This is a genomic window from Streptomyces sp. NPDC052721, from assembly GCF_040678315.1.
Taxonomy (GTDB): Bacteria; Actinomycetota; Actinomycetes; order Streptomycetales; family Streptomycetaceae; genus Streptomyces.
Map to the genome: position 1 here is coordinate 12,379 of NZ_JBFATL010000053.1, position 20,676 is coordinate 33,054.

Sequence of the window (20,676 nt, forward strand, 5' to 3'; positions counted from 1 at the left end):
CCCTCGTTCATGCTCTCCCCACGGCTGGGCCGCGACCGCGCGCTGCCGCGGCCATGGAACGTCGTCCACCGCCCCGGGTCGTCGCCGCGGGAGCGGTCTCACTGGATTCAACCAGGTTCGCGGGCAGGGGCGCAGTGGCCGGTCAGGGCGACTGGTGGGGCACGGCAGGAGCGGCCGGGGAAGCCGGAGCGACAGGAGGGGCCGAGGCAGCGGGGGCAGCGGGGGTGGTGTCGGGGACGGGGGCGGACAGCAGGCCGGAGCCGGCGACTCCGGGGGTGGTGGACCAGTCGGCGAGCGGCAGGGCCACGGTCTCGTCGAGCGGGCGTATCAGCGGGGAGACGGCGGCCACACCGACCAGCATCGGCGCGGTCACGGAGCGCACCGGCTCTGTCCGGTCCTGCCCGGCGGCGGGGGACGGCACGCCGGGCATGAGCGGCGCGGCCAGGGTGGTCGGCGCCGCCGGGGCCGGTCCGAGCAGCGCACCGCCCTGGGCGAGCAGTGGTCCCACCGGGCGGCGGCGCTGGCTGTCCGGCGTGGCCGCGCCTCCGCCCGCGCCGGTTCCGGCCGAGCGGGCCGGGGTCACATTGCTGCCGGTGCCGGAGCCGCCGCGGGCGTCCGTGGTCAGGTCGCCGGGGAGGGTGGTGGTGACGCCGCCGAGAGCGACCGCGGCCAGCGACACCGCGCCGGCGGCGGCGAACGCGAACCGCAGCCCGCGCGAGGCGGAGCGTCCGTCGTCCGGGCGCCCGACGGGATGGATGCGGAAGCCGCGGTCCTCGGGTGCGACGGCACGGTCCGCGCGGGCCGGGAGGAAGCCGGGTGCGCGGGCGGGGACGTACCCGAACGGGAGGCGCTCGCCGCGCCTCACTCCGAACGGCCCGGAGGCGCCGGTGGGTCCCGGGGCGGGGCCGTGGCCGAGGAATCCGCCCCCGGGCGACGGCGTACCGCCGCCGTCCAGGTCACCTCCCCCGGGGAGGCCCTGGAGGCGGGCCAGGAAGCTCGCCGAGGGCGGGGGCGGGGCGGCCTCCGCGAACACGTTCTTCAGCGCGCGCTGGGCGTCCGCCTCCGCCTTGCACCGGGCACAGGTGGCCAGGTGCGCGAGGACGCGCTCACGCGTCTCATGACCGAGCTCTCCGTCCACGAGGGCGGAGAGCCGGTCTCCCAGGTGCTGCTCTGCGAGGCGCGCCTCCTCGACAGGTTTCGGCCGAGATCCACTCACGCGGTCGCGCCCCCTCCCCCCAGAGCGGGGACACGGGGGGCCAGGAAGGAGCGCCGCTCGGCCGCGCGGGCCTCCGGGGAGCGGTGCGCGAGGGCCTTGCGGAGCTGGGACCGGCCGCGGTGGATGCGGGAGCGGACCGTGCCGAGCTTCACGCCGAGGGTCGCGGCGATCTCCTCGTACGACAGTCCTTCGATGTCGCACAGGACGACGGCGGCGCGGAACTCGGGCGCGAGGGTGTCGAGGGCCTGCTGGACGTCGGCGTCGAAGTGGGCGTCGTTGAAGAGCTGCTGCGGGGTGGGCTCGCGGCTGGCCAGGCGCTCGGCCGCGTCCTCGCCGAGGGCGTCGAAGCGGATGCGCTGCTTGCGCCGGACCATGTCCAGGAAGAGGTTCGTGGTGATGCGGTGCAGCCAGCCCTCGAAGGTGCCCGGCGAGTACGTCGACAGGGAACGGAAGACACGGACGAAGACCTCCTGGGTGAGGTCCTCGGCGTCGTGCTGGTTGCCCGTCAGGCGGTAGGCGAGTCGGTAGACCCGGCCGCTGTGCGTGCTGACGATCTCCTCCCACGCGGGCGGAGTCCACGCCTGCCCGTCCGCGTCGGTGGCGAAGGTCGCGGTCTGGGTCTCGCCTGCGGCGGGACCGGCGGCGTGGCTGTCGGCAGCGGTGTCGGTCACGGATTTCGGCCTGCCCGCCGACCCGAGGAAGCGCCGCAGCACTCCACCCCGATCCCCGGGCGCAGCCGCACCTCCCCTGTCGGCTCTGGTGGTGTCCAGTGGAGCCCCTACCATAGCCACCTCGCCCGTTAGCTCCGGATAAGCGGTTTTACGAGAATTTGATACACGCTGATACGGCTCATGCGCCTGCGGCAGCAGTTGCTCGGCGTCCTGATCCACCTCTCGCCCCCCGTCGCGTCCCCGGTCACCGGCTCATCCCTGTAAACGCCCGGTCCCATCTGCGGGTTCCCGCCGCCAACGGATACAGTCACGCCCAGGCAACCACGGGGACAGGAGAGGGTCATTACCGGCAACCGGCAGACGAGCTGGGCGTTCGCCGACGCCTTTGTCGCCGAGGACGAAGCGCTGCGCTGGGCCCGCGACCGGGCCCGCGAGGCAGGGCTGCGCTCGGTGTCGCCCAGCACGGGCGCCGCGCTGCGACTGCTCGCCGCCTCCGTGGACGCGAAGGCGGTCGCGGAGATCGGCACGGGCTGCGGGGTGTCGGGAATCCATCTGCTGCACGGGATGCGGCCGGACGGGGTGCTCACCACGGTGGATCCGGAGCCGGAGCACCAGCAGTTCGCCCGGCAGGCCTTCCGCGTGTGCGGCTTCGCCAGCAACCGGGCCCGGTTCATCCCCGGCCGCGCGCTGGACGTGCTCCCGCGTCTGGCGGACGCCGGCTACGACCTCGTCTTCTGCGACGGGGACCGCCTGGAGTACCCGGACTACCTCGCTGAATCGTTGCGTCTGCTGCGGCCGGGCGGCCTGGTGGTCTTCGAGGGCGTGTTCGCCAACGGCCGTACGGTCGACTCCGGGCCGCAGCCGACCGAGGTGCTGCGGCTGCGCGAGCTGCTGCGCACCGTGCGGGAGAGCCAGGAGCTGGTCCCGTCGCTGCTGCCGGTGGGCGACGGCCTGCTGTGCGCCGTCAAACGCTGAAGGCGCGGGTGGGGGTGGAGGAACGCGGCTGCCCCGGCACCGCGTACGATGCCGGGGCAGCCGGAAGGACTGATCGCTGGGGCGTCAGACGACGACCTTCTTGAGGGCGTCGCCGAGCGCCTCGGCCTCGTCAGGGGTCAGCTCGACGACGAGTCGACCGCCGCCTTCGAGCGGAACGCGCATGACGATGCCCCGCCCCTCCTTGGTCACCTCGAGCGGGCCATCACCCGTCCGCGGCTTCATGGCCGCCATGCTCGTTCCCCTTCCTGAAACCAGCTCATCGTCTGCCGACGGCCCCACGGGGCACCCCGCCATCCGAAACGGACAATCCGAAACGGACACGCGACACCGGCATCGAACACATTGCTTCCAAGCCATTATCCCGCATCGCAGGACCCGATGACCAACATCGGTCGGCATCGCTTGGGCAACGCGCGCGAGCAAAACCACCCAATTCGGCGATGTGGCTGCGATACTGCGCCCCCGCACGAAGATCCGCCGCCCGCTTCCGCTCCGGTTTTCTTTGACGCAGGTCACACGTCCGGTCCGGCCCTTGGCCCGCGATCTCCGCCATGCTGTCCTCAGACAGGGACGTACTGAGCGGTACGTCACCAGCCGCGAACCGGAGGGGATGCGCCATGGCCGACACCGTGCTCTACGAGGTGAGCGACGGACTCGCGACGATCACGCTGAACCGCCCGGAGGCGATGAACGCGCTGAACATCGCGACCAAGGTCGCCCTCCGCGAGGCGGCGGAATCGGCGGCCGGCGACACGGCCGTACGGGCGATCCTGCTGACCGCCGCCGGGGACCGGGCGTTCTGCGTGGGCCAGGACCTCAAGGAGCACATCGGGCTGCTGGCCAGGGACCGGGAGACCGGGTCCGGGCAGACGATGACCACGGTCAAGGAGCACTACAACCCGATCGTGCGGGCGCTCGCCGGGGCGCCGAAGCCGGTGGTCGCGGCGGTGAACGGCGTGGCGGCGGGGGCCGGGTTCGGCTTCGCGCTCGCCGCGGACTACCGGCTGGTGGCCGACAGCGCCTCCTTCAACACCTCGTTCGCCGGGGTGGCCCTCACCGCCGACTCCGGGATCTCCTGGACGCTGCCCCGGGTGATCGGCCCGAGCCGCGCCGCCGACCTGCTGCTCTTCCCGCGCGGCATCGGCGCACAGGACGCGCTGGAGCTGGGCATCGCCAACCGGGTCGTCCCCTTGGCCGAGCTGTGCGCGGAGGCCGAGAAGGTGGCGCGGGCGCTGGCCTCGGGGCCGACGGTGGCGTACGCGGCGATCAAGGAGGCGGTTGCCTTCGGGCTGACGCACTCGCTCGCCGAGACGCTGGAGAAGGAGGACGAGCTGCAGACCCGGGCGGGGCAGTCCGAGGACCACGCGATCGCCGTGCAGGCGTTTGTGAACAAGGAGAAGCCGAAGTACCTGGGGCGGTAGCTCACGGGGCGCTTCTGGCCACGCAGGCTTCCAAGTGATCGTTGACCAGGCCGCACGCCTGCATCAGCGCGTACGCCGTCGTCGGACCCACGAATCGGAGCCCCCGCTTCTTCAGGGCCTTGGAGAGGGCCGTCGACTCCTCAGTCACCGCCGGGACGTCCGCGAGGGTCTTCGGGGCCGGGCGGGTCGTCGGGTCGGGGGCGTGGGACCAGATCACCTCCTCCAGCTCGCCCTCCGGCCAGCCGGCCAGTACACGGGCGTTGGCGAGGGTGGCGTCGATCTTGGCCCGGTTGCGGATGATGCCGGGGTCGGCGAGCAGGCGGTCGCGGTCGGTCTCGGTGAAGGCGGCGACCTTCTCGATGCGGAAGCCGGCGAAGGCCGCGCGGAAGCCCGGGCGGCGGCGCAGGATCGTGATCCAGGACAGGCCCGACTGGAAGGCCTCCAGGCTGAGCCGCTCGAAGAGGGCGTCGTCGCCGTGGACCGGGCGGCCCCACTCCTCGTCGTGGTACGACACGTAGTCGACGGTGGACAGGGCCCAGGGGCAGCGCAGGCCGCCGTCCGGCCCGGGGACGGCCGCTCCGGTGGTCATCGCTGCTCCTCCGGGCCCTCGCTCTTGTCCGGCTGCGCGTGGTGCACGTGCGCGGCGGCGGCTCTTGCGCCGGCCAGCGCGGACTCCAGGCCGGCGATACGGGCGTCCCGCTCCGCCAGTTCCGCGGCGAGCCGGCCGAGCGCGTCGTCGACGTCGGCCATGCGGTAGCCGCGCGGGGCGAGAGGGAAGCGCAGGCTCTCCACGTCCGCGCGGCCCACCGGGCGGTCCGCGGGGAGGGGGTCCTGGAGCCGCTCGGGCGCCACCTCGGGCAGCGGGGCGCTCTCCCCGCCGCCCACCACGGCCAGTGTCACCGCGGCGACCACGACGGCCAGCGCGACGACCAGGAACAAGAACATCACCATCGCCTTAGGGGTCCCCACGCTCGTTACCGGACGCTGTGCCGGAAGCTGAATCTGTCAGGGTCCGATCGTGCCATGCGAGTCTGACAGTTAGGGTCGCAGGCGGCCGTACTGCGGAACGTACTAGGAGAGGTCACAGCGGATGCTCAGGCTGGGCAGGCGGGAATTCGGGCCGCACGAGCCGGTGATCATGGCGATCGTGAACCGGACGCCGGATTCCTTCTACGACCGAGGAGCCACCTTCCGCGACGAGCCGGCCCTGGCACGTGTGGAGCAGGCGGTGGCCGAGGGCGCCGCGATCATCGACATCGGCGGGGTCAAGGCCGGGCCCGGGGAAGAGGTCACGGCTCAGGAGGAGGTGCGCCGGACGGTCGGTTTCGTCGCGGAGGTACGGCGCCGGTTCCCCGATGTGGTCATCAGCGTGGACACCTGGCGGGCCGAGGTCGGCGAGGCCGTGTGCGAGGCCGGCGCGGATCTGCTGAACGACGCGTGGGGCGGGGTCGACCCGGGGCTCGCGGAGGTCGCCGCGCGGTACGGGGTGGGGCTGGTGTGCACGCACGCCGGGGGCGTGGAGCCGCGGACGCGTCCCCACCGGGTCACGTACGACGACGTCATGGCCGACGTCCTGGACGTGACCGTCGGGCTGGCCGAGCGGGCGGTCGCGCTCGGTGTGCCGCGCGAGTCGGTGCTGATCGATCCCGGGCACGATTTCGGGAAGAACACACGGCACAGCCTGGAGGCGACGCGACGGCTGGACGAGATGGTGGCCACGGGGTGGCCGGTGCTGGTGTCGCTGTCCAACAAGGATTTCGTCGGGGAGACGCTGGACCGGCCGGTGAAGGAACGGCTGATCGGTACGTTGGCGACGACCGCCGTCTCCGCGTGGCTGGGGGCGCAGGTGTACCGGGTGCACGAGGTGGCCGAGACCCGTCAGGTGCTGGAGATGGTGGCGTCCATCGCCGGCCACCGTCCCCCTGCGGTCGCCCGGCGGGGTCTGGCCTGACGGGTCGGAGCCCCGCGCTAGCGGGCCGCCTCCTTGGACACCAGGGCCACCGCCTCGTCCACCTCGTCCGTCACGTGGAACAGGAGGAGGTCCTTCTCCGATGCCTTGCCCTGGGCCACCAGGGTGTTCTTCAGCCAGGACACCAGGCCGCCCCAGTACTCGCTGCCGAACAGGACGATCGGGAACCGGGTGACCTTCTGGGTCTGGACCAGGGTCAGGGCCTCGAAGAGTTCGTCGAGGGTGCCGAGGCCGCCGGGGAGGACCACGAAGCCCTGCGCGTACTTCACGAACATCATCTTGCGGACGAAGAAGTAGCGGAAGTTCAGGCCGATGTCGACGTAGGGATTGAGCCCCTGTTCGAAGGGAAGTTCGATACCGAGGCCGACCGAGATGCCGCCCGCCTCGCACGCGCCCTTGTTGGCCGCCTCCATCGCTCCCGGACCGCCGCCCGTGATGACCGCCCAGCCGGCCTCCACCAGCCCCCGGCCGAGCCGCACGCCCGCGTCGTACTCCGCCGAGTCCACCGGGGTCCGCGCCGAGCCGAAGACGCTGATGGCGGGCGGGAGTTCGGCGAGCGTGCCGAAGCCCTCGATGAACTCCGACTGGATCCGCAGGACCCGCCAGGGGTCGGTGTGGACCCAGTCCGTGGGGGCGCGCTCGTCCAGCAGCCGCTGGTCGGTGGTGCTGGCCGTCACCTGGCCCCGCCGTCGGAGGACCGGTCCGAGCCGCTGCTCGTCCGGCGGCTGCTTCTTCCCCTCGGGATTGCCGGTAGGCATGTGCGCTCCCTCCGCTTGCCGGTAGTTCGATCTCAGAGTAGATCTACGCGGGTTACGGCGCGGGGACCTGAGCGTGTCCGGCGTGCAGCGGCGCGTCCCGCACGGGCTACGCGGTGAGCCAGGTCCGCAGCCGTTCCTCACCGGCCAGGATCTTCGCGGTCTCCACGCGCTCGTCCCGCTTGTGCGCCAAGTGCGGGTTGCCGGGGCCGTAGTTGACCGCGGGAATGCCGAGCGCGGAGAAGCGGGACACGTCCGTCCAGCCGTACTTGGGCCGGGGGGTGCCGCCCACCGCCTCGATGAAGGCCGCGGCGGCCGGCTGGGAGAGGCCGGGCAGCGCGCCGGGGCTGTGGTCGTCCACCACGAACTCCTCCACCCCGCAGTCCGCGAACACCTCGTGGACGTGCGCGATGGCCTCCTGCTCGGTGCGGTCGGGGGCGTACCGGAAGTTGACCGTGACCACGCACTCGTCCGGGATGACGTTCCCGGCCACTCCCCCGCTGATCCGCACCGCGTTCAGGCCCTCGCGGTACTCCAGCCCGTCGATGACCGGCCGGCGCGCCTCGTAGGAGGCCAGCCGGGCCAGGACGGGGGCCGCCGCGTGGATGGCGTTGGAGCCCATCCAGCCGCGCGCCGAGTGGGCCCGCTCGCCCTTCGTCCTGAGCAGCACCCGCAGCGTGCCCTGGCAGCCGCCCTCCACCTCACCGTCGGAGGGCTCCAGCAGGACCGCGAAATCGCCCGCCAGCCACTCCGGGTGGGCCTCGGCGACGTGCTTCAGGCCGTTGAGGTCGGCGGCGACCTCCTCGTTGTCGTAGAAGACGAAGGTCAGGTCGCGGTTGGAAGCGGGGACGGTGGCCGCGATGCGCAGCTGCACCGCCACGCCCGACTTCATGTCACACGTGCCGCAGCCCCACAGCACCCCGTCCGCGTCGAGCCGCGAGGGCACGTTGCCGGCGATCGGCACGGTGTCGATGTGCCCGGCCAGGATGACGCGCTCGGCGCGGCCCAGGTCCGTCCGCGCGATCACGTTGTTGCCGTAACGGTCCACCGTCAGGTGCGGCAGGGCGCGCAGCGCGGCCTCGATGGCGTCCGCGAGCGGCTTCTCGGTGCCGCTCTCGGAGGGGAAGTCCACGAGCTGCGCGGTGAGCGCGGCGGCGTCCAGCGTGAGGTCAAGCGAGGTGTCGGCCATGGTCACGACCCTAGCGCGCCGCCCGCCGGGGCCCGGGGCGCGAAGGACGGCGGGGACTCGCCGACCCCGCGTAAGGGTCCCGGGGGGCTCCAGTACCTTGTACGCGTGTCAGAGCCGTCCCCCACCCGTCCCGAGCGCCGCGGGCGCCTCTTCCGTTTCTCCGCAGCCCTGTTGGTCCTGTGCGGCGTCGCCGCGTACCTCGTGGTGCAGTACGTCACCGGAGGCGGCGGTCCGCGCGGCTGCACGGTGGTCTCGGCCTCGGACGACGGGGCGTCGTACGAGTTCACGCCCGAGCAGGCGGCGAACGCGGCGACGATCGCCGCCGTCGGCACCGGACGCGGGATGCCCGAGCGGGCCGTGACGATCGCGCTGGCGACCGCCCTGCAGGAGTCGGGGCTGCGGAACATCGGGCACGGCGACCGGGACTCGCTGGGCCTGTTCCAGCAGCGGCCCTCGCAGGGCTGGGGCACCGAGCGGCAGATCATGGACCCGGCCTACGCGGCGGGCATCTTCTACGCGCACCTGGCCAGGGTGCCGGACTACACCGACCTGCCGCTGACGGTGGCCGCGCAGCGGGTGCAGCGCAGCGGCTACCCGGAGGCGTACGCCAAGCACGAGCAGGACGCCACGCTGCTGGCGGCGGCCCTGACCGGGCGGGCGGCGGCCACGCTGACCTGCGACGGACGCCCGCAGCGCACGACCTCGGCGACCGGTCCCGACGCGGTGCGGGCCGCGCTGGTACGGGACTTCGGGCGGGACGCGCTCCAGGAGACCGGCGCGGTGGTGGGCGGGACGCCCGTGCCGTCGCCGTCCCCGTCGCCGAGCGTGACCGCGACCGCGCACGGGCGGACGGTGACGGTTCCGGTGCCGGAGGGTGCGAAGACGGACGCGACCGGGCGTGGCGAGCGGGAGCGGGGCTGGCAGCTGGCGCAGTGGGCGGTGGCCAACTCCTCGGCGCTGCACATCGAGCGGGTGTCGTACGCGGGCCGGGTGTGGACCGCGGGGAGCGGCGGCGAGTGGCGGACGGCCGAGCCCGACGGGGCCGGGGGCGCGCAGAGCTCTGAGGGGAAGTCCGTGGAGACGTCCGTGGGCTCGGTGCGGATCGTGGCCGGACAGTAGTACGGACGATCACTCCGGCGGGTTGTGCGGCGCCGGGCCGTACGGCGGTCCGGGTGGGGCGCGTACCGTCTCCGGAACCCTTGGAAATCAAGGGCGGGAAGGATTCTGCACGCTACTCGGCGGACGTTCTTTGCCCGTTTTTATCCACACCTGATAATGCGATGCGTTATCCATTCTTTACCTGGTGTGTCCGCAACCTTCGCGGGCTTCGAGCGGTAATCACGGCGTCCGAGCCGTAGACGGGCTTGGACACAGACACCGTTCTCTCCCGTCGAATGGAGCATCATGTCCCTCCCCCTGACCCGCCGGATCGCCCGTGCCGCGCTGCTCGTCGCAGCGGGAGCGGCTGCCGGGGTCGGTGCGGCCGGCTCCGCCGGAGCGGCCACGAATCTGCCGGCGGCCACCCCCAACCTGGGCGGTCTGACCGCCCTGGACGGCGCGCAGGTCGGCAACACCGCCGACGGTGCCGCGCGGAGCGTCACCACGGTCGCGGGCCACACGGGCGGCAAGGCGGTCGAGCAGGCGGTGCCGACCGCGGGCAAGGCCGGCGGCGGCGCCGTGAAGAAGGCGGCGCCGGCGGCGCAGAAGGCCGCGGGCGACGTGGCCGGGACGGCGGGCGGTGTCCTGGGGGACGCGGCCTCCGGTGCGACGAAGGGTGGGCTGCCGACGGATTCCCTCACCAAGGGTGGGCTGCCGACGTCCTCTCTGCCGGTCAAGGGGTCGCCGCTGGGCGGCTGAGCGGCCGGCTCTGAACGCCGACGGGGCCCAGGTCACCTTCCTGGGCCCCGTCGGCTTTCTCGTCCACGTCGGCAGGGGCCGGGCCGCGCTCACCGGCGGGGCGGGCTATGCGGTCAGGCGGGACACCGCTGCCCGTACTCGTTCGTCCGTCGCCGTGAACGCCACGCGGACGTGGTTCTTCCCCGCCTCGCCGTAGAAGTCGCCCGGGGCCACCAGGACGCCCCGGTCGGCCAGGTGGGCGACCGTGGTCCAGCAGGACTCGTCGCGGGTGGCCCAGAGGTAGAGGCTCGCCTCGCTGTGTTCGATGCGGAAGCCGTTGGCGAGGAGCGCCGCGCGGAGGGCCTCTCGGCGGGCGGCGTAGCGCTCACGCTGCTCGTGGACGTGGGTGTCGTCGCCGAGCGCGGCCACGACCGCCGCCTGCGTCGGTGCGGAGGTCATCATGCCGCCGTGCTTGCGGATCTCCAGGAGAGGGCCCAGGACGGCCGGGTCGCCGGCGACGAAGGCCGCGCGGTAGCCCGCCAGGTTGGAGCGCTTGGAGAGGGAGTGGACGGCGACGATGCCGTCGTAGGAGCCGCCGTTGACGTCCGGGTGCAGGACCGAAACCGGATCGGCCTCCCAGCCCAGCTCCAGGTAGCACTCGTCGGAGAAGACGAGGACGTCGTGGGCGCGGGCCCAGGCGACGATGTCCGTCAGCTCCTGCCGGGAGAGGACCTTGCCCGTGGGGTTGGACGGCGAGTTCAGCCAGAGCAGCTTCAGGCGGGCCGGGTCCAGGTCGCGCGGGTCGTCGTAGACCTCGTACTCGGCGCGGGCCAGGCGGGCGCCGACCTCGTACGTGGGGTAGGCGAGGCGCGGGTGGGCGACCTTGTCGCCGGGGCCGAGGCCGAGCTGGGTCGGCAGCCACGCCACCAGCTCCTTGGAGCCGACGACCGGCAGGACGTGGCGGTGGGTGACCCCGCGGGCGCCCAGGCGGCGCTCCAGCCAGCCGGTGATCGCGTCGCGCAGGGCGGGGGTGCCCCAGACGGTCGGGTAGCCCGGGGAGTCGGCCGCGTCGATCAGGGCCTTCTGGACCAGCTCGGGGACCGGGTCGACCGGGGTGCCGACGGAGAGGTCGACGATGCCGTCCGGGTGGGCCGCGGCCGTCTTCTTGTACGGCTCCAGCTTGTCCCAGGGGAAGGTGGGAAGCCGGTCGGAGACTGCGGACACGGGAATCAGGCTCACTTTCGTACGGTGCGGCAAACGCCTCGGTCCCGTGCGGCGGTGATCAGGGTGATCGGGCCGTACGGGACCGAGGCGGCGCGGTATGGCGGCCGCTTGGCGCTCAGACGGTCACTCGCCCTGCGGCGGCAGCGCGGCGACGAAGGGGTGGTCGCGCTCGATCAGCCCCAGCTTGCTGGCGCCGCCGGGCGAGCCCAGCTCGTCGAAGAACTCGACGTTCGCCTTGTAGTAGTCCTTCCACTCCTCCGGGACGTCGTCCTCGTAGAAGATCGCCTCGACCGGGCAGACCGGCTCACAGGCACCACAGTCGACGCATTCGTCCGGGTGGATGTACAAGGACCGCTGGCCCTCGTAGATGCAGTCGACCGGGCACTCCTCGATGCACGCCTTGTCCTTGACGTCGACACAAGGCTGCGCGATGACGTAGGTCACGCTGTCGTTCCTCCTCGATAGGGCGCTGGCGGGCCTCCTCAGGCTCCGCCGCCTGGCGCGCGGGAGCGCGGCGTCGTCGATGCCCGCCCCTAGTATCTCCGTTCCGGAGCATGATCCGAACAGGAGGGGTGAACTGACCAGTGGAAATCTCGGCGAAAGGACGCCTGGAGGTCCGAATCACCCCTGCTGACGTGGGGAAACGGGTCTCTGTACGGCGGTTGGGCGAACCCGGTGCCGGAGGGGAGAAGTTCACCGACACGGTGGGTGTTCTCACATCATGGGACAGCGGCGTGCTCATGATCACACGCCGGGACGGCGAACGTGTCCGGATCCCGCAATCCGCGCTGGTCGCCGGGAAGGTCGTGCCCGCCGCGCCGGCGCGGCGCAGGGGGCCCGCCGCCACGTACCCGGAACTCGCGCGGGTCTCCTCGCGGGCGTGGCTGCCGGTGGAGAGCGAGCGGCTGGGTGAGTGGGAGCTGCGGGCGGCCGGCGGGTTCACCCGGCGCGCCAACAGTGTGCTGCCGCTGGGGGACCCCGGACTTCCGCTCGACGCGGCCCTGGAGGCCGTACGACGCTGGTACGGCGAGCGTGGCCTGCCCGCCTACGTGCAGACAGCGACCGGCGCCGAGGGCACGCAGGAGCTGCTGTGCGCGGAGCTGGAGCGGCGCGGGTGGGTGCGGGAGGTGACCGCCGAGCTGTGGACCGGGGCCCTGGCGCCGGTCGCGGACCGGGCCGCGGGCGCGGGGGTGGTGCTGTCCCGGTCGGCCGACGAGGCGTGGCTCGCGCGGTACCGGCGCAAGGGGGTGAGCGAGGTGGCGCTGCGGGTGCTCGGGTCCGGACCGTCGGTGTGGTTCGCCTCCGTGCCCGGCGCCGGGGAGGGCGAGCCGCCGGCTGCGATCGGGCGGTGTGTCGTGGACGGGCGGTGGGCCGGGTTCGCCGCCGTCGAGGTGGACCCCGGCCGGCGGCGGCAGGGGCTGGCCACCGAGATCATGGCCGCGCTGGCCCGGCGCGCACTGGAGGAGGGCGCCTCGGCGGCCTGGCTCCAGGTCGAGACGGACAACGAGTCCGCCCGAGCCCTCTACCGCACCCTGGGCTTCGCCCCCCACCACGCCTACCACCATTACCGGGCCCCCGAGGAGCAGGACCGACCGGAGCAGACCCCCACCTCCGCCGACCGGCGGTCGCCGGGGAACACACCTGAGACGCGCCCCCGGCCGGAGGGCAACCCGGAAACCAGGTCCCGGCCGGAGGCCAGCCCCCAGCCCCGGTCCCAGCCGGAAGTCACCACCGAGACCCGGTTCCGGCCGGAGGGCACCCCCGACACCCGCTCCGAGGCAACCGGCCGGCCCGCCGACCGGTCCCGGGCAGGAAACACTCCCGACGGCCTGGCCCAGGCGGGTGACGCGCCCGGCGACCAGCCCCACCGCAGCGTCACACCCGGCGACCTGACCCCGGTCGGCGAAGCAGCCAGCGTCGCAGCCCGGGCACACAGCACCCCCGACAGGCCCAGTGGCCGCACCCGGACGGGCGTCGGGCCCCGCAGCCAGAGCCGGGTGAGCACCGCGCCCGGCGACCGGACCCGGCCCAGCGACTGGGCCGGCAGCCGGGCTCAGGCGAGCGGCGGTCCCGGTGGGCGGTTCGGGGGGAACGACAAGCCCAGCCGCCCGTGCGAGGCGGCCGGTCTGGGCAGCGCCTCGTACCCGGCGCCCCGAGCGCCGCAGGCATTCCGCTCCGGGCGGCCGTAGAAACCGTCCTGGAAGGGCATGAGGCTGCCATGAGTCATCCGTATCTGCCGCCCCCGTATCCGCCCCCTCCGGACCGCTCCGCCGAGGTGCGGCGGCGGTTCGCCGAGGAGGCCCGGTCCGAGCGGCCGGACCTGTCGGCGCTGTGTCTGCTGATCGGCGCGGAGACGGACGGCTCGCTGGACGAGGCCGGCATCGACGCCGCGCAGGCGGAGCTGGACCGGCTGGCGGGCGAGCTGCCGTACCGGCCGGGCGGGCCGCGGGCGTGGGCGGAGGCCGTACGACGGCTGCTCGGGACCCGCTACGCGTTCCACGGGACGCCGGGCGACTACCAGCGGCTGGAGTCCTCCCTGCTGCACGAGGTGCTGCGGCGACGGCGCGGGCTGCCGATCCTGCTGTCGGTGGTGTGGCTGGAGGTCGCGCGCCGGGCGGGCGCCCCGGTGTACGGGGTCGCGCTGCCGGGGCACTTCGTGGTCGGGTTCGGGGCGGCGGCGGAGCAGGTGCTGGCCGATCCGTTCGACGGTGGCCGGGTGCTGACCGGGACGGACGCCGAGCTGCTGGTCGTGGGCGCCACGGGCACCCCGCCGGACCCCTCGATGCTGGAGCCGGCGCCGCCCCTGGAGGTCGTCCAGCGGATCCTGAACAACATCCGGGCGTGGGCGGCGGCCCGGCCGGAACGGTCGGACGTCGCGCTGCGGGCCGTGGAGCTGGCGCTGCTCATCCCCTCGCATCCGGCGCGGCTGCGCTACGAGCGCGGGCAACTTCTGGTGCAGCGCGGACAGTTCGTCGCGGGCGCCGAGGAGCTGCAGCACTACGCCGATCTGATCGAGGTGGTGGACGAGTCGGCGGCCCGGAAGGTCCGGCAGGAGGCGCGCACGGCGAGGTCCAAGCTCAACTGACGGCCCCTCACAGCCACCCCTTGTCCCGGGCGATCCGTACCGCCTCCGCCCGGTTGCGCGCGGCCAGTTTCTGGATGGCGGTCGACAGGTAGTTGCGGACCGTGCCCTGGGAGAGGTGGAGGGCCTGGGCGAGTTCGGCGTTGGTGGAGCCGTCGGCCGCCGCGCGGAGCACCTCGCGTTCGCGCTCGGTGAGCGGGTTGGCGCCCTCGGCGAGCGCGGCGGCGGCCAGCGTGGGGTCGATGACCCGCTCGCCGGCCAGCACCTTGCGGATCGCCTCGGCGAGCTGCGCGGCCGGGGCGTCCTTGACGAGGAAGGCGTCGGCGCCCGCCTCCATGGCGCTGCGCAGATAGCCGGGGCGTCCGAAGGTGGTCAGGACGACCAGCTTGACCTGCGGATACTCCTGGTGCACCCGGGCCGCGGCCTCGATGCCGGTGCAGCCGGGCATCTCGATGTCGAGCAGTGCGACGTCCACGCCGTGCGCGCCGACGGCCGCGAGCACCTCGTCGCCGCGCGCCACCTGGGCGACGACCTCGATGTCGTCCTCCAGGCCGAGCAGTGCGGCCAGCGCCTCGCGGACCATCGACTGGTCCTCGGCGAGGAGGACCTTGATCATGCTCGTCATGCCCCGGATCCTATGTCCGGCCCGGCGGCCGTGGGCACGCGGGCGACGAGCCGGAAGCCGTGCTTGACCCGGCCCGCCTCCAGGGTGCCGCCGGCCTTCTCCAGGCGTTCGGTCAGCCCGGTCAGTCCGTTGCCGGGGCCCTTCCCGGAGCCCCCGCTCCCGCTGTCCTCGACGGAGAGTTCGAGCACCGGTCCGTCCAGGGTCTGACGGCGCAGCAGCTGTACGACGCAGCGGTCGGCGCCGCTGTGCCGGACCACGTTGGTGACCGCCTCGCGCAGCGCCCAGGCCAGCGCGGACTCGGCCTCCTCGGGCACGCCGGCGAGGTCGGGTTCGGCGGGCACCTCGGCGACGACCCCGGCGGCGGTCAGGGCGGCCTGGGCGCCGGCGAGTTCGGCGGCGAGCCGGGGCCGCCGGTAGCCGGTGACGGCCTCCCGGACGTCGACCAGGGCCTGCCGGCTGACCTGTTCGATGTCGGCGACCTGCTGGGCCGCCTTGTCGGGGTGGTCGGGCAGCATCCGGCCGGCCAGCTCGCTCTTCAGCGTGATCAGCGACAGCGAGTGGCCGAGCAGGTCGTGCAGGTCGCGGGCGAGGCGGAGCCGCTCCTCGTTGGCGGCGAGCTGGGCGACGGTGGCGCGCGCCTTGCGCAACTCGACGGTGGTGCGCACCAGTTGCCCGACGCCGACCATCGCGAACCCGATGAGCACGACGAGGAGCAGCAGGCCACGGGCCTCCTTCTCGTTCGAGTGGAGCCCGACGAGGTACATCAGCGCGGCCGTCGCCGGGATGGCCCAGTACGACGCCCGGGCCGGCAGGGTGGCCCCGCAGGCCACCGACAGGTAGACGAACAGGCCGAGCCAGGCGCTGCCGAGGGTGGAGGCGAGGACGGGGGCCAGGACGGCCAGGACCGCGATGAGGCCGACGACGGTGCGGGGCGCGAAGGGCCGGCCCATGTTGCGGAAGACCAGCGCCAGGTAGACCCCGACGAACGCGGCCAGGCCGAGGGAGCCGGCGAGGGTGGCGCGCGCGGTGTGGTGCCCGCTGACCAGGTCGTCGACCGGTGAGCTGAGGAAGACCAGCCACACGCCGATCCACAGCACCTTGGCCATCACGTCACGCCGGGTGCGGGGGCCCTGGCCCGGCCGCACCTGGTGTTCCGGCCGCTTCTCGCGGGTCAGGGGGTCTTCCGTCATGGCGCTCACGCCTTCAGCGTGTCCTTCCGGTACAGCCAGGCCGCGCCGCCCGCGAAGAGGACGAAGTAGACGGCGAGGACGGCGATGTCCGCCGCGTGCGGGGCCTGGCTCTGCTCGATCGCCCGTCCCAGGGCAGCGTACGCGTGTGTGGGCAGCCACTTGGCGATGTCCTGGAGGACGTGCGGGAAGGTCGTGGACGGCATCCACAGGCCGCCGAGGATCGACAGACCGAAGTAGACGATCATGGTGATCGGGCGGACCGCGTCCCCGGAGGCGAGGTAGCCGATCGCGACGCCGAGCGCGGCGAAGACGAGGCTGCCGGCCCAGATGACCCCGGTGAGCGCGAGCCACTGCCAGGCGTCCAGGCGTACGTGCTTGACGCCGGCGGCGACGGCGAACACGACGACGATGGCCGGCAGGCTCACCACGGCGGCGCTCGCGGTCTTGGCGAGGACGTAGCCGCGCCCGGGCAGCGGGGTCAGCCGCAGCTGCCGTACCCAGCCGCTCTCGCGTTCCTTGGCGATGCGCTCGCTGTTGCCCATCAGGACGGCGGTCAGGGCGCCGAAGGAGGCCATGGAGACCATGAGGTAGGTGGCGACGGTCAGGCCGCTGCCGTCGACCCGCTCGGCCGGGCCGGCGCTGCTGGAGAAGATCAGGTAGATGATCGAGGGGTAGAGCACCGAGAAGAACAGAAACTTCCTGTTCCGCAGGGCGCGGGCCAGTTCCAGCTTGATGAGGGCGTTCACGACTGCTTGGCCTCCTCGGCCTCCGTGATGGCGACGAAGGCCTGCTCCAGACCGAGCCCGGCGACTTCGAGGTTGCGGGGGCGCACACCGAGGCCGTACAGCGCGTGCACGGTCGCGTCGGCGTCGGCGGACTGGATGCGGACGGTCTGGCCCGCTACGTCGATCGAGGTGAGGAACGGCAGCCCGCGCAGGGCGCTCTCGTCGATCTCACCGGTCAGGTCGAAGGAGATCCGGCGCGCGCCCGCCCTGGCCTTGATCTCGGCGGCCGTGCCGTCGGCGAGGAGCCGGCCCCGGTGCAGCACCAGGACCCGGTCCGCGATGGTGTCGGCCTCTTCCAGGTAGTGGGTGGCGAAGAGGACCGTACGGCCCTGGTCGGCCTGTTCGCGCATGGTGGCCCAGAAGGCCTGGCGGGCGGCGACGTCCATGCCGGTGGTCGGCTCGTCCAGGATGATCAGATCGCTGTCGCCGGCGGTGGCGAGGGCGAACCGGACCCGCTGGGCCTGGCCGCCGGAGAGCTTCTCCACCTTGCGGTCGGCGATCTGGGCGATGCCCGCGCGGGCCAGCACCTCGGAGACCGGGTACGGCCGCGGGTGCAGGGAGCAGGCCAGCTTCACCAGTTCGGCGACGGTGACCCCGTCCATCAGGCCGCCGCTCTGCAGCATCGCCCCGACCCGGCCGGCGACGATCGCCTCGCGCGGGCTGGTGCCGAACAGGCTCACCGTGCCGCTGTCGGCGTGCTTGAGCCCGAGGAGCAGGTCCAGGGTGGTGGACTTGCCGGCGCCGTTCGGGCCGAGGAGGGCGACGGTCTCGCCCGGGTACAGCCGGAGCGAGAGGCCGTCGACGGCCCGCACGCTCCCGTACGTCTTGGTCACCTGGTCGAACCCGACCACCGGGGTGGTGGCCGGTGCCGCTGTCGTCGTCATGCCGTCCATGCTGGCGGCGAAGGCCCGGGGACGGGCAGTGTCGGGGGTCCTGAGAGCCGCATGACGGATGTCATGCGGCTCAGGTGACGGACACGGCGAGGGGGCGCCCCCTGGACGAGGGCGCCCCCGGGGAACGGCCGGCTAGCTCGGGTCGGTGTCGATGACCCCGACCCGCTCCGCCTCCGTCCTGCCCCGCAGGGCCTGGCGCAACGCGCCGACCACGTCCTGCGGCAGGACGCCACGCTTCCCGGTCGCGGTCTGGATCTGCACGCCGTCGAAGGTGCTGCCGTAGGCCTCCTTGAGCGCGTTGAGGTCGTACGTGTCCACGAGCTTGCCGTCCACGGCCTTGAAGCCGAGGATCTTCGGCAGTGACAGCGGGCCGAACCGGATGCTGTGCGCGGCGTCGGTCTGGACCCGGACGATGCCGGACATCGCGGGCTTCGCGAAGTCCTTCATCACCCGGTCCACCTCGGCGTTCGACACCGTCGGCTGCTTGATGGTGGTCGGCACGTCGACCGGGGACGTGCTGCCCGTCTCGACGAGCGTGCGGTACGCCTGTTCGACCGCCGTGGTCGAGCGGCCGGCGTCGATGGCCTTGCCCGCCTTGCCGTAGACCGCCACGGCCTTGCCGCCGGACTCGAACTTGATGGTGCCGTCCGTGGCCGAGCCCGAGCCGCCGCCGGCCTGCTGGAGCGCCGCCTGCAGCTTCTCCTCGTCCACCGGCATGACCGGCTGGACCACGCGCTTCTGCCCGAAGAGGGAGCCGACGACGTGGACCGGGTTGTAGTCGCTCGTCGCGGCCTCGCTCACCGTGGCCTGGTAGTCGAACTGGAGACCGGCGTTCTCCGGCGTGAGGGTGACCGTCCTGCCGCCCACGGCCAGCTTCAGCGGCTTGTTCACCCGGCTGCCGAAGGCGTCGTCCAGCTTCTTGACGGCGTCGTCGCGGGTGCCGCCGCCGATGTCGACACCGAGCACGGTCGTGCCCTTGGGCACGTCGGTGTGGTTCATCAGCAGTCCGGCGCCGTAGGCACCGCCCGCCACGACGAACACGCCGACGACGAGCAGCATCAGCTTGCTGCGGCCCTTCTTCTTCGGCTTGCCCGCCGCCTTGGGCGCGGCGGCCGGCTCCGGCTGGGGCGCCGTGGGCGCCGCCGGGCCGTCGGGGTGGGTGCCGAACGAGGGCTTGCCGGCGTTCGGGACGACCGGGATGCCGCTGGTGACGGTGTGTCCGGAGACGTTGTCGGCGGACGGGGAGCGGTATCCGGGCGTGCCCGGCTCCGGGGCGGGCTTCTGCGGGGTGAGGATCGCGGTGTCGTCGCTGAGTCCGCCACCGGGGCCACGGCCCGCCGGGCCGCCGGCGGGGCTGACCCCCGGAGCACCGGGACCGCCAGGGTGACCCGGACCGCCGGGCCGGCCGGCACCGCCGGGTCCGTTGTAGCCGCCGGGACCACCGGGGCCGCCCGCGGCGCCGGGCGCGTCGAGATCGGCGATGTCGGAGAGGGCACTGCGCGCGGACGGGGTGCCCTGGCCGCCGAAGCCGGCGCCCGCCGGGCCGTCGAAGGGCTCGCCCGCCCCCATGCCGACGCCACGGGCGGCCGGCGGGACGAGGGTGCCGTCGCCGGTGACCGGACCGCTGGTGGGACCGGCCGGCCCGCCCTGCGGACCGCCGGGTCCGCCATGGCCACCGGGTCCGTCGAAGCCGCTGGCGCCGCCGGGACCGCCGTTCCCGCGGGCACCGCCCGCGGCACCGCCGTAGCCGTCGTGCCCGTTGGCGAAACCGCCGTGGCTGCCGGCCCCGGCCGCACCCGCACCGAAGCCGTCGTGCCCGTTCGCCCCCGCGGCACCGCCGCCGAAGCCGTCGTGCCCGCCGGCGCCCGCCGTGCCCGTGCCGAAGTCGTCCTGGCCGCCGTTCTCCGAGAAGTACGGCAGGTCGTCACGGCGGGGCTCGTCGGAGCCGGTGGGGCCGGGGCGGGAGCCGCCGCCCCGGGGGCCCGCGGTCAGGGCCTCGGTCACGTCGAAGGAGCCGGTGCCGCCGCCGTGTCCCGGTGCGACCGGGCCGCCGGTGGCGCCGGGCAGGCCCTTGCCGTTCGTACCGCCGGAGCGGGGACCGCCCGGCACGCTCATGGCGCCGACCACACCACCGGGACGGCCGCCACCGGGGCGCGCGCCGGTGGTACCGGCCGCACCGGAAGCTCCCGGACCACTCGAACGGGCGCCCGACACGCCGGTGGAGGCGCTGGAGGCGGCGGAACCGCCGGACATCCCGGCGTCGTTCGTGGCGCCGCCGCCCGGACCACCCTTGGGCGCGCCGGACTTGCGCGGCGCGAACCAGTCGCTGGTCTTCTCGTCCGCCTGGGCGGCGGGCTCGGCCTGGGGCTCGGCGGTGCCGGCGGACGGCCGGTCGGCCACGGGCCGCGGCTCGGCGGCCGGCGCCTCCTCCCCGGCGCCCTCGCCGTCCCCGACGGGCGTGCGCACGACGACCGGCGGGATGGGCCGGGACCCGGGGATGTTGATCCGGATCCGGGTCGTCAGCGTGGTCTCGGTCTTCTTCTCCTCCGGCCGCGTGCCCGAACGGCCCGCGCCCGTACCGTCGTCGGAAGCCATGGGGGTCCCGTACGGCGGCGTGCCGGAGGGGTATGCGGCTCCGCCGCGCCCGTTGGGCCCGGAGGACGGAGTGTCAGTTTCACGACTCAAGGCAGGTTCTCCCGGTTGGCTCCGCCGCCCGTTTCGACCTCAGCTGGGGGCACCCCCTGTTCGAGCGCAGTCGAGAACTTGGGGGAGGCTCGGCGGCGCGCACCACCATACTGGCCACTTCTGGCGCGTATCCCATGAC

20 protein-coding genes and 1 pseudogene are annotated in these 20,676 nt (G+C 73.5%); 7 read left to right on the plus strand and 14 right to left on the minus strand.

Going from position 1 to position 20,676, the window contains the following annotated elements; translation table 11 throughout:
* Positions 1–142 precede the first annotated feature (142 nt).
* Both AB0L21_RS34740 and sigE read right to left on the minus strand, forming a co-directional pair.
* Positions 143–1,216: a zf-HC2 domain-containing protein gene (locus AB0L21_RS34740; protein WP_365788238.1), complete on the minus strand. Its 1,074-nt coding sequence runs from the start codon at positions 1,214–1,216 to the stop codon at positions 143–145.
* On the minus strand, positions 1,213–1,929 hold the full coding sequence (sigE, locus tag AB0L21_RS34745; RefSeq protein WP_365706775.1) for an RNA polymerase sigma factor SigE: 717 nt from the start codon (positions 1,927–1,929) through the stop codon (positions 1,213–1,215). Before sigE ends, AB0L21_RS34740 begins: the two co-directional genes overlap by 4 nt.
* 234 nt (positions 1,930–2,163) lie before the next feature.
* Between sigE and AB0L21_RS34750 the strand changes: the two genes are divergently transcribed.
* Positions 2,164–2,862 carry an O-methyltransferase gene (locus AB0L21_RS34750; RefSeq protein WP_103817595.1) on the plus strand — a complete coding sequence of 233 codons (699 nt, stop codon included), beginning with the start codon at positions 2,164–2,166 and terminating at the stop codon, positions 2,860–2,862.
* 84 nt (positions 2,863–2,946) lie between these two features.
* Here AB0L21_RS34750 and AB0L21_RS34755 read toward each other — a convergent pair whose 3' ends face one another.
* Positions 2,947–3,114: a DUF3117 domain-containing protein gene (locus tag AB0L21_RS34755; protein WP_018544333.1), complete on the minus strand. Its 168-nt coding sequence runs from the start codon at positions 3,112–3,114 to the stop codon at positions 2,947–2,949.
* A gap of 386 nt (positions 3,115–3,500) precedes the next feature.
* On the opposite strand from AB0L21_RS34755, the gene AB0L21_RS34760 reads away from it, so the two are divergent.
* Positions 3,501–4,304, plus strand: coding sequence for an enoyl-CoA hydratase-related protein (locus AB0L21_RS34760; RefSeq protein WP_365788239.1), 804 nt, complete (start codon positions 3,501–3,503; stop codon positions 4,302–4,304).
* Position 4,305: 1 nt separating this feature from the next.
* Here the strand turns inward: AB0L21_RS34760 and AB0L21_RS34765 are convergent, their stop codons facing one another.
* Positions 4,306–4,893 carry a DNA-3-methyladenine glycosylase I gene (locus AB0L21_RS34765; protein ID WP_365706771.1) on the minus strand — a complete coding sequence of 196 codons (588 nt, stop codon included), beginning with the start codon at positions 4,891–4,893 and terminating at the stop codon, positions 4,306–4,308.
* On the minus strand, positions 4,890–5,255 hold the full coding sequence (locus AB0L21_RS34770; RefSeq protein ID WP_365706769.1) for a DivIVA domain-containing protein: 366 nt from the start codon (positions 5,253–5,255) through the stop codon (positions 4,890–4,892). The genes AB0L21_RS34765 and AB0L21_RS34770 overlap by 4 nt, the downstream gene beginning before the upstream one ends.
* A 139-nt stretch (positions 5,256–5,394) precedes the next feature.
* Here AB0L21_RS34770 and folP point away from each other — a divergent pair, with 139 nt between their 5' ends.
* Positions 5,395–6,255, plus strand: coding sequence for a dihydropteroate synthase (folP, locus tag AB0L21_RS34775; protein WP_365706767.1), 861 nt, complete (start codon positions 5,395–5,397; stop codon positions 6,253–6,255).
* Between the two features lie 17 nt (positions 6,256–6,272).
* On the opposite strand, the gene AB0L21_RS34780 is transcribed toward folP, so the two are convergent.
* Both AB0L21_RS34780 and dapE read right to left on the minus strand, forming a co-directional pair.
* Entirely contained in the window at positions 6,273–7,031 is a 759-nt protein-coding gene (locus tag AB0L21_RS34780; protein WP_365706765.1) for a TIGR00730 family Rossman fold protein, read from the minus strand.
* A 106-nt stretch (positions 7,032–7,137) separates the two neighbouring features.
* Positions 7,138–8,217 (minus strand): succinyl-diaminopimelate desuccinylase, encoded by a 1,080-nt coding sequence (dapE, locus tag AB0L21_RS34785; protein ID WP_365788240.1) that lies wholly within the window; start codon positions 8,215–8,217, stop codon positions 7,138–7,140.
* Between the two features lie 105 nt (positions 8,218–8,322).
* Between dapE and AB0L21_RS34790 the strand changes: the two genes are divergently transcribed.
* Both AB0L21_RS34790 and AB0L21_RS34795 read left to right on the plus strand, forming a co-directional pair.
* The gene (locus AB0L21_RS34790; protein ID WP_365788241.1) at positions 8,323–9,336 is read left to right on the plus strand and encodes a heavy metal transporter; all 1,014 of its coding nucleotides are present in this window, start codon (positions 8,323–8,325) and stop codon (positions 9,334–9,336) included.
* Positions 9,337–9,621: 285 nt separating this feature from the next.
* Positions 9,622–10,074: an ATP-binding protein gene (locus AB0L21_RS34795; protein ID WP_365706759.1), complete on the plus strand. Its 453-nt coding sequence runs from the start codon at positions 9,622–9,624 to the stop codon at positions 10,072–10,074.
* Positions 10,075–10,179: 105 nt separating this feature from the next.
* Here AB0L21_RS34795 and AB0L21_RS34800 read toward each other — a convergent pair whose 3' ends face one another.
* The gene (locus AB0L21_RS34800) at positions 10,180–11,277 is read right to left on the minus strand and encodes a bifunctional succinyldiaminopimelate transaminase/glutamate-prephenate aminotransferase (RefSeq protein WP_365706757.1); all 1,098 of its coding nucleotides are present in this window, start codon (positions 11,275–11,277) and stop codon (positions 10,180–10,182) included.
* A gap of 123 nt (positions 11,278–11,400) precedes the next feature.
* Positions 11,401–11,721: a ferredoxin gene (gene fdxA / locus AB0L21_RS34805; RefSeq protein WP_014674796.1), complete on the minus strand. Its 321-nt coding sequence runs from the start codon at positions 11,719–11,721 to the stop codon at positions 11,401–11,403.
* 140 nt (positions 11,722–11,861) lie between these two features.
* On the opposite strand from fdxA, the pseudogene AB0L21_RS34810 reads away from it, so the two are divergent.
* Together AB0L21_RS34810 and AB0L21_RS34815 are read left to right on the plus strand one after the other, a co-directional pair.
* A pseudogene (locus AB0L21_RS34810) lies at positions 11,862–12,857 on the plus strand (GNAT family N-acetyltransferase); the annotation flags it as partial.
* Positions 12,858–13,495: 638 nt separating this feature from the next.
* Complete coding sequence (locus AB0L21_RS34815; protein WP_365788242.1) at positions 13,496–14,362, plus strand: transglutaminase-like domain-containing protein; 867 nt, start codon at positions 13,496–13,498, stop codon at positions 14,360–14,362.
* A 7-nt stretch (positions 14,363–14,369) separates the two neighbouring features.
* Here AB0L21_RS34815 and AB0L21_RS34820 read toward each other — a convergent pair whose 3' ends face one another.
* The 5 genes from AB0L21_RS34820 to AB0L21_RS34840 all read right to left on the minus strand — a co-directional run bounded on the left by AB0L21_RS34820 (position 14,370) and on the right by AB0L21_RS34840 (position 20,537).
* Positions 14,370–14,984 carry a response regulator transcription factor gene (locus tag AB0L21_RS34820; RefSeq protein WP_365788243.1) on the minus strand — a complete coding sequence of 205 codons (615 nt, stop codon included), beginning with the start codon at positions 14,982–14,984 and terminating at the stop codon, positions 14,370–14,372.
* The gene (locus tag AB0L21_RS34825; protein ID WP_365706751.1) at positions 14,981–16,174 is read right to left on the minus strand and encodes a histidine kinase; all 1,194 of its coding nucleotides are present in this window, start codon (positions 16,172–16,174) and stop codon (positions 14,981–14,983) included. Before AB0L21_RS34825 ends, AB0L21_RS34820 begins: the two co-directional genes overlap by 4 nt.
* 5 nt (positions 16,175–16,179) lie before the next feature.
* Positions 16,180–16,920, minus strand: a complete 741-nt coding sequence (locus tag AB0L21_RS34830; protein WP_365788244.1) for an ABC transporter permease — start codon at positions 16,918–16,920, stop codon at positions 16,180–16,182.
* On the minus strand, positions 16,917–17,843 hold the full coding sequence (locus AB0L21_RS34835; protein WP_365788245.1) for an ABC transporter ATP-binding protein: 927 nt from the start codon (positions 17,841–17,843) through the stop codon (positions 16,917–16,919). The genes AB0L21_RS34830 and AB0L21_RS34835 overlap by 4 nt, the downstream gene beginning before the upstream one ends.
* 141 nt (positions 17,844–17,984) lie before the next feature.
* On the minus strand, positions 17,985–20,537 hold the full coding sequence (locus AB0L21_RS34840) for a hypothetical protein (RefSeq protein WP_365788246.1): 2,553 nt from the start codon (positions 20,535–20,537) through the stop codon (positions 17,985–17,987).
* Between the last annotated feature and the right edge of the window lie 139 nt (positions 20,538–20,676).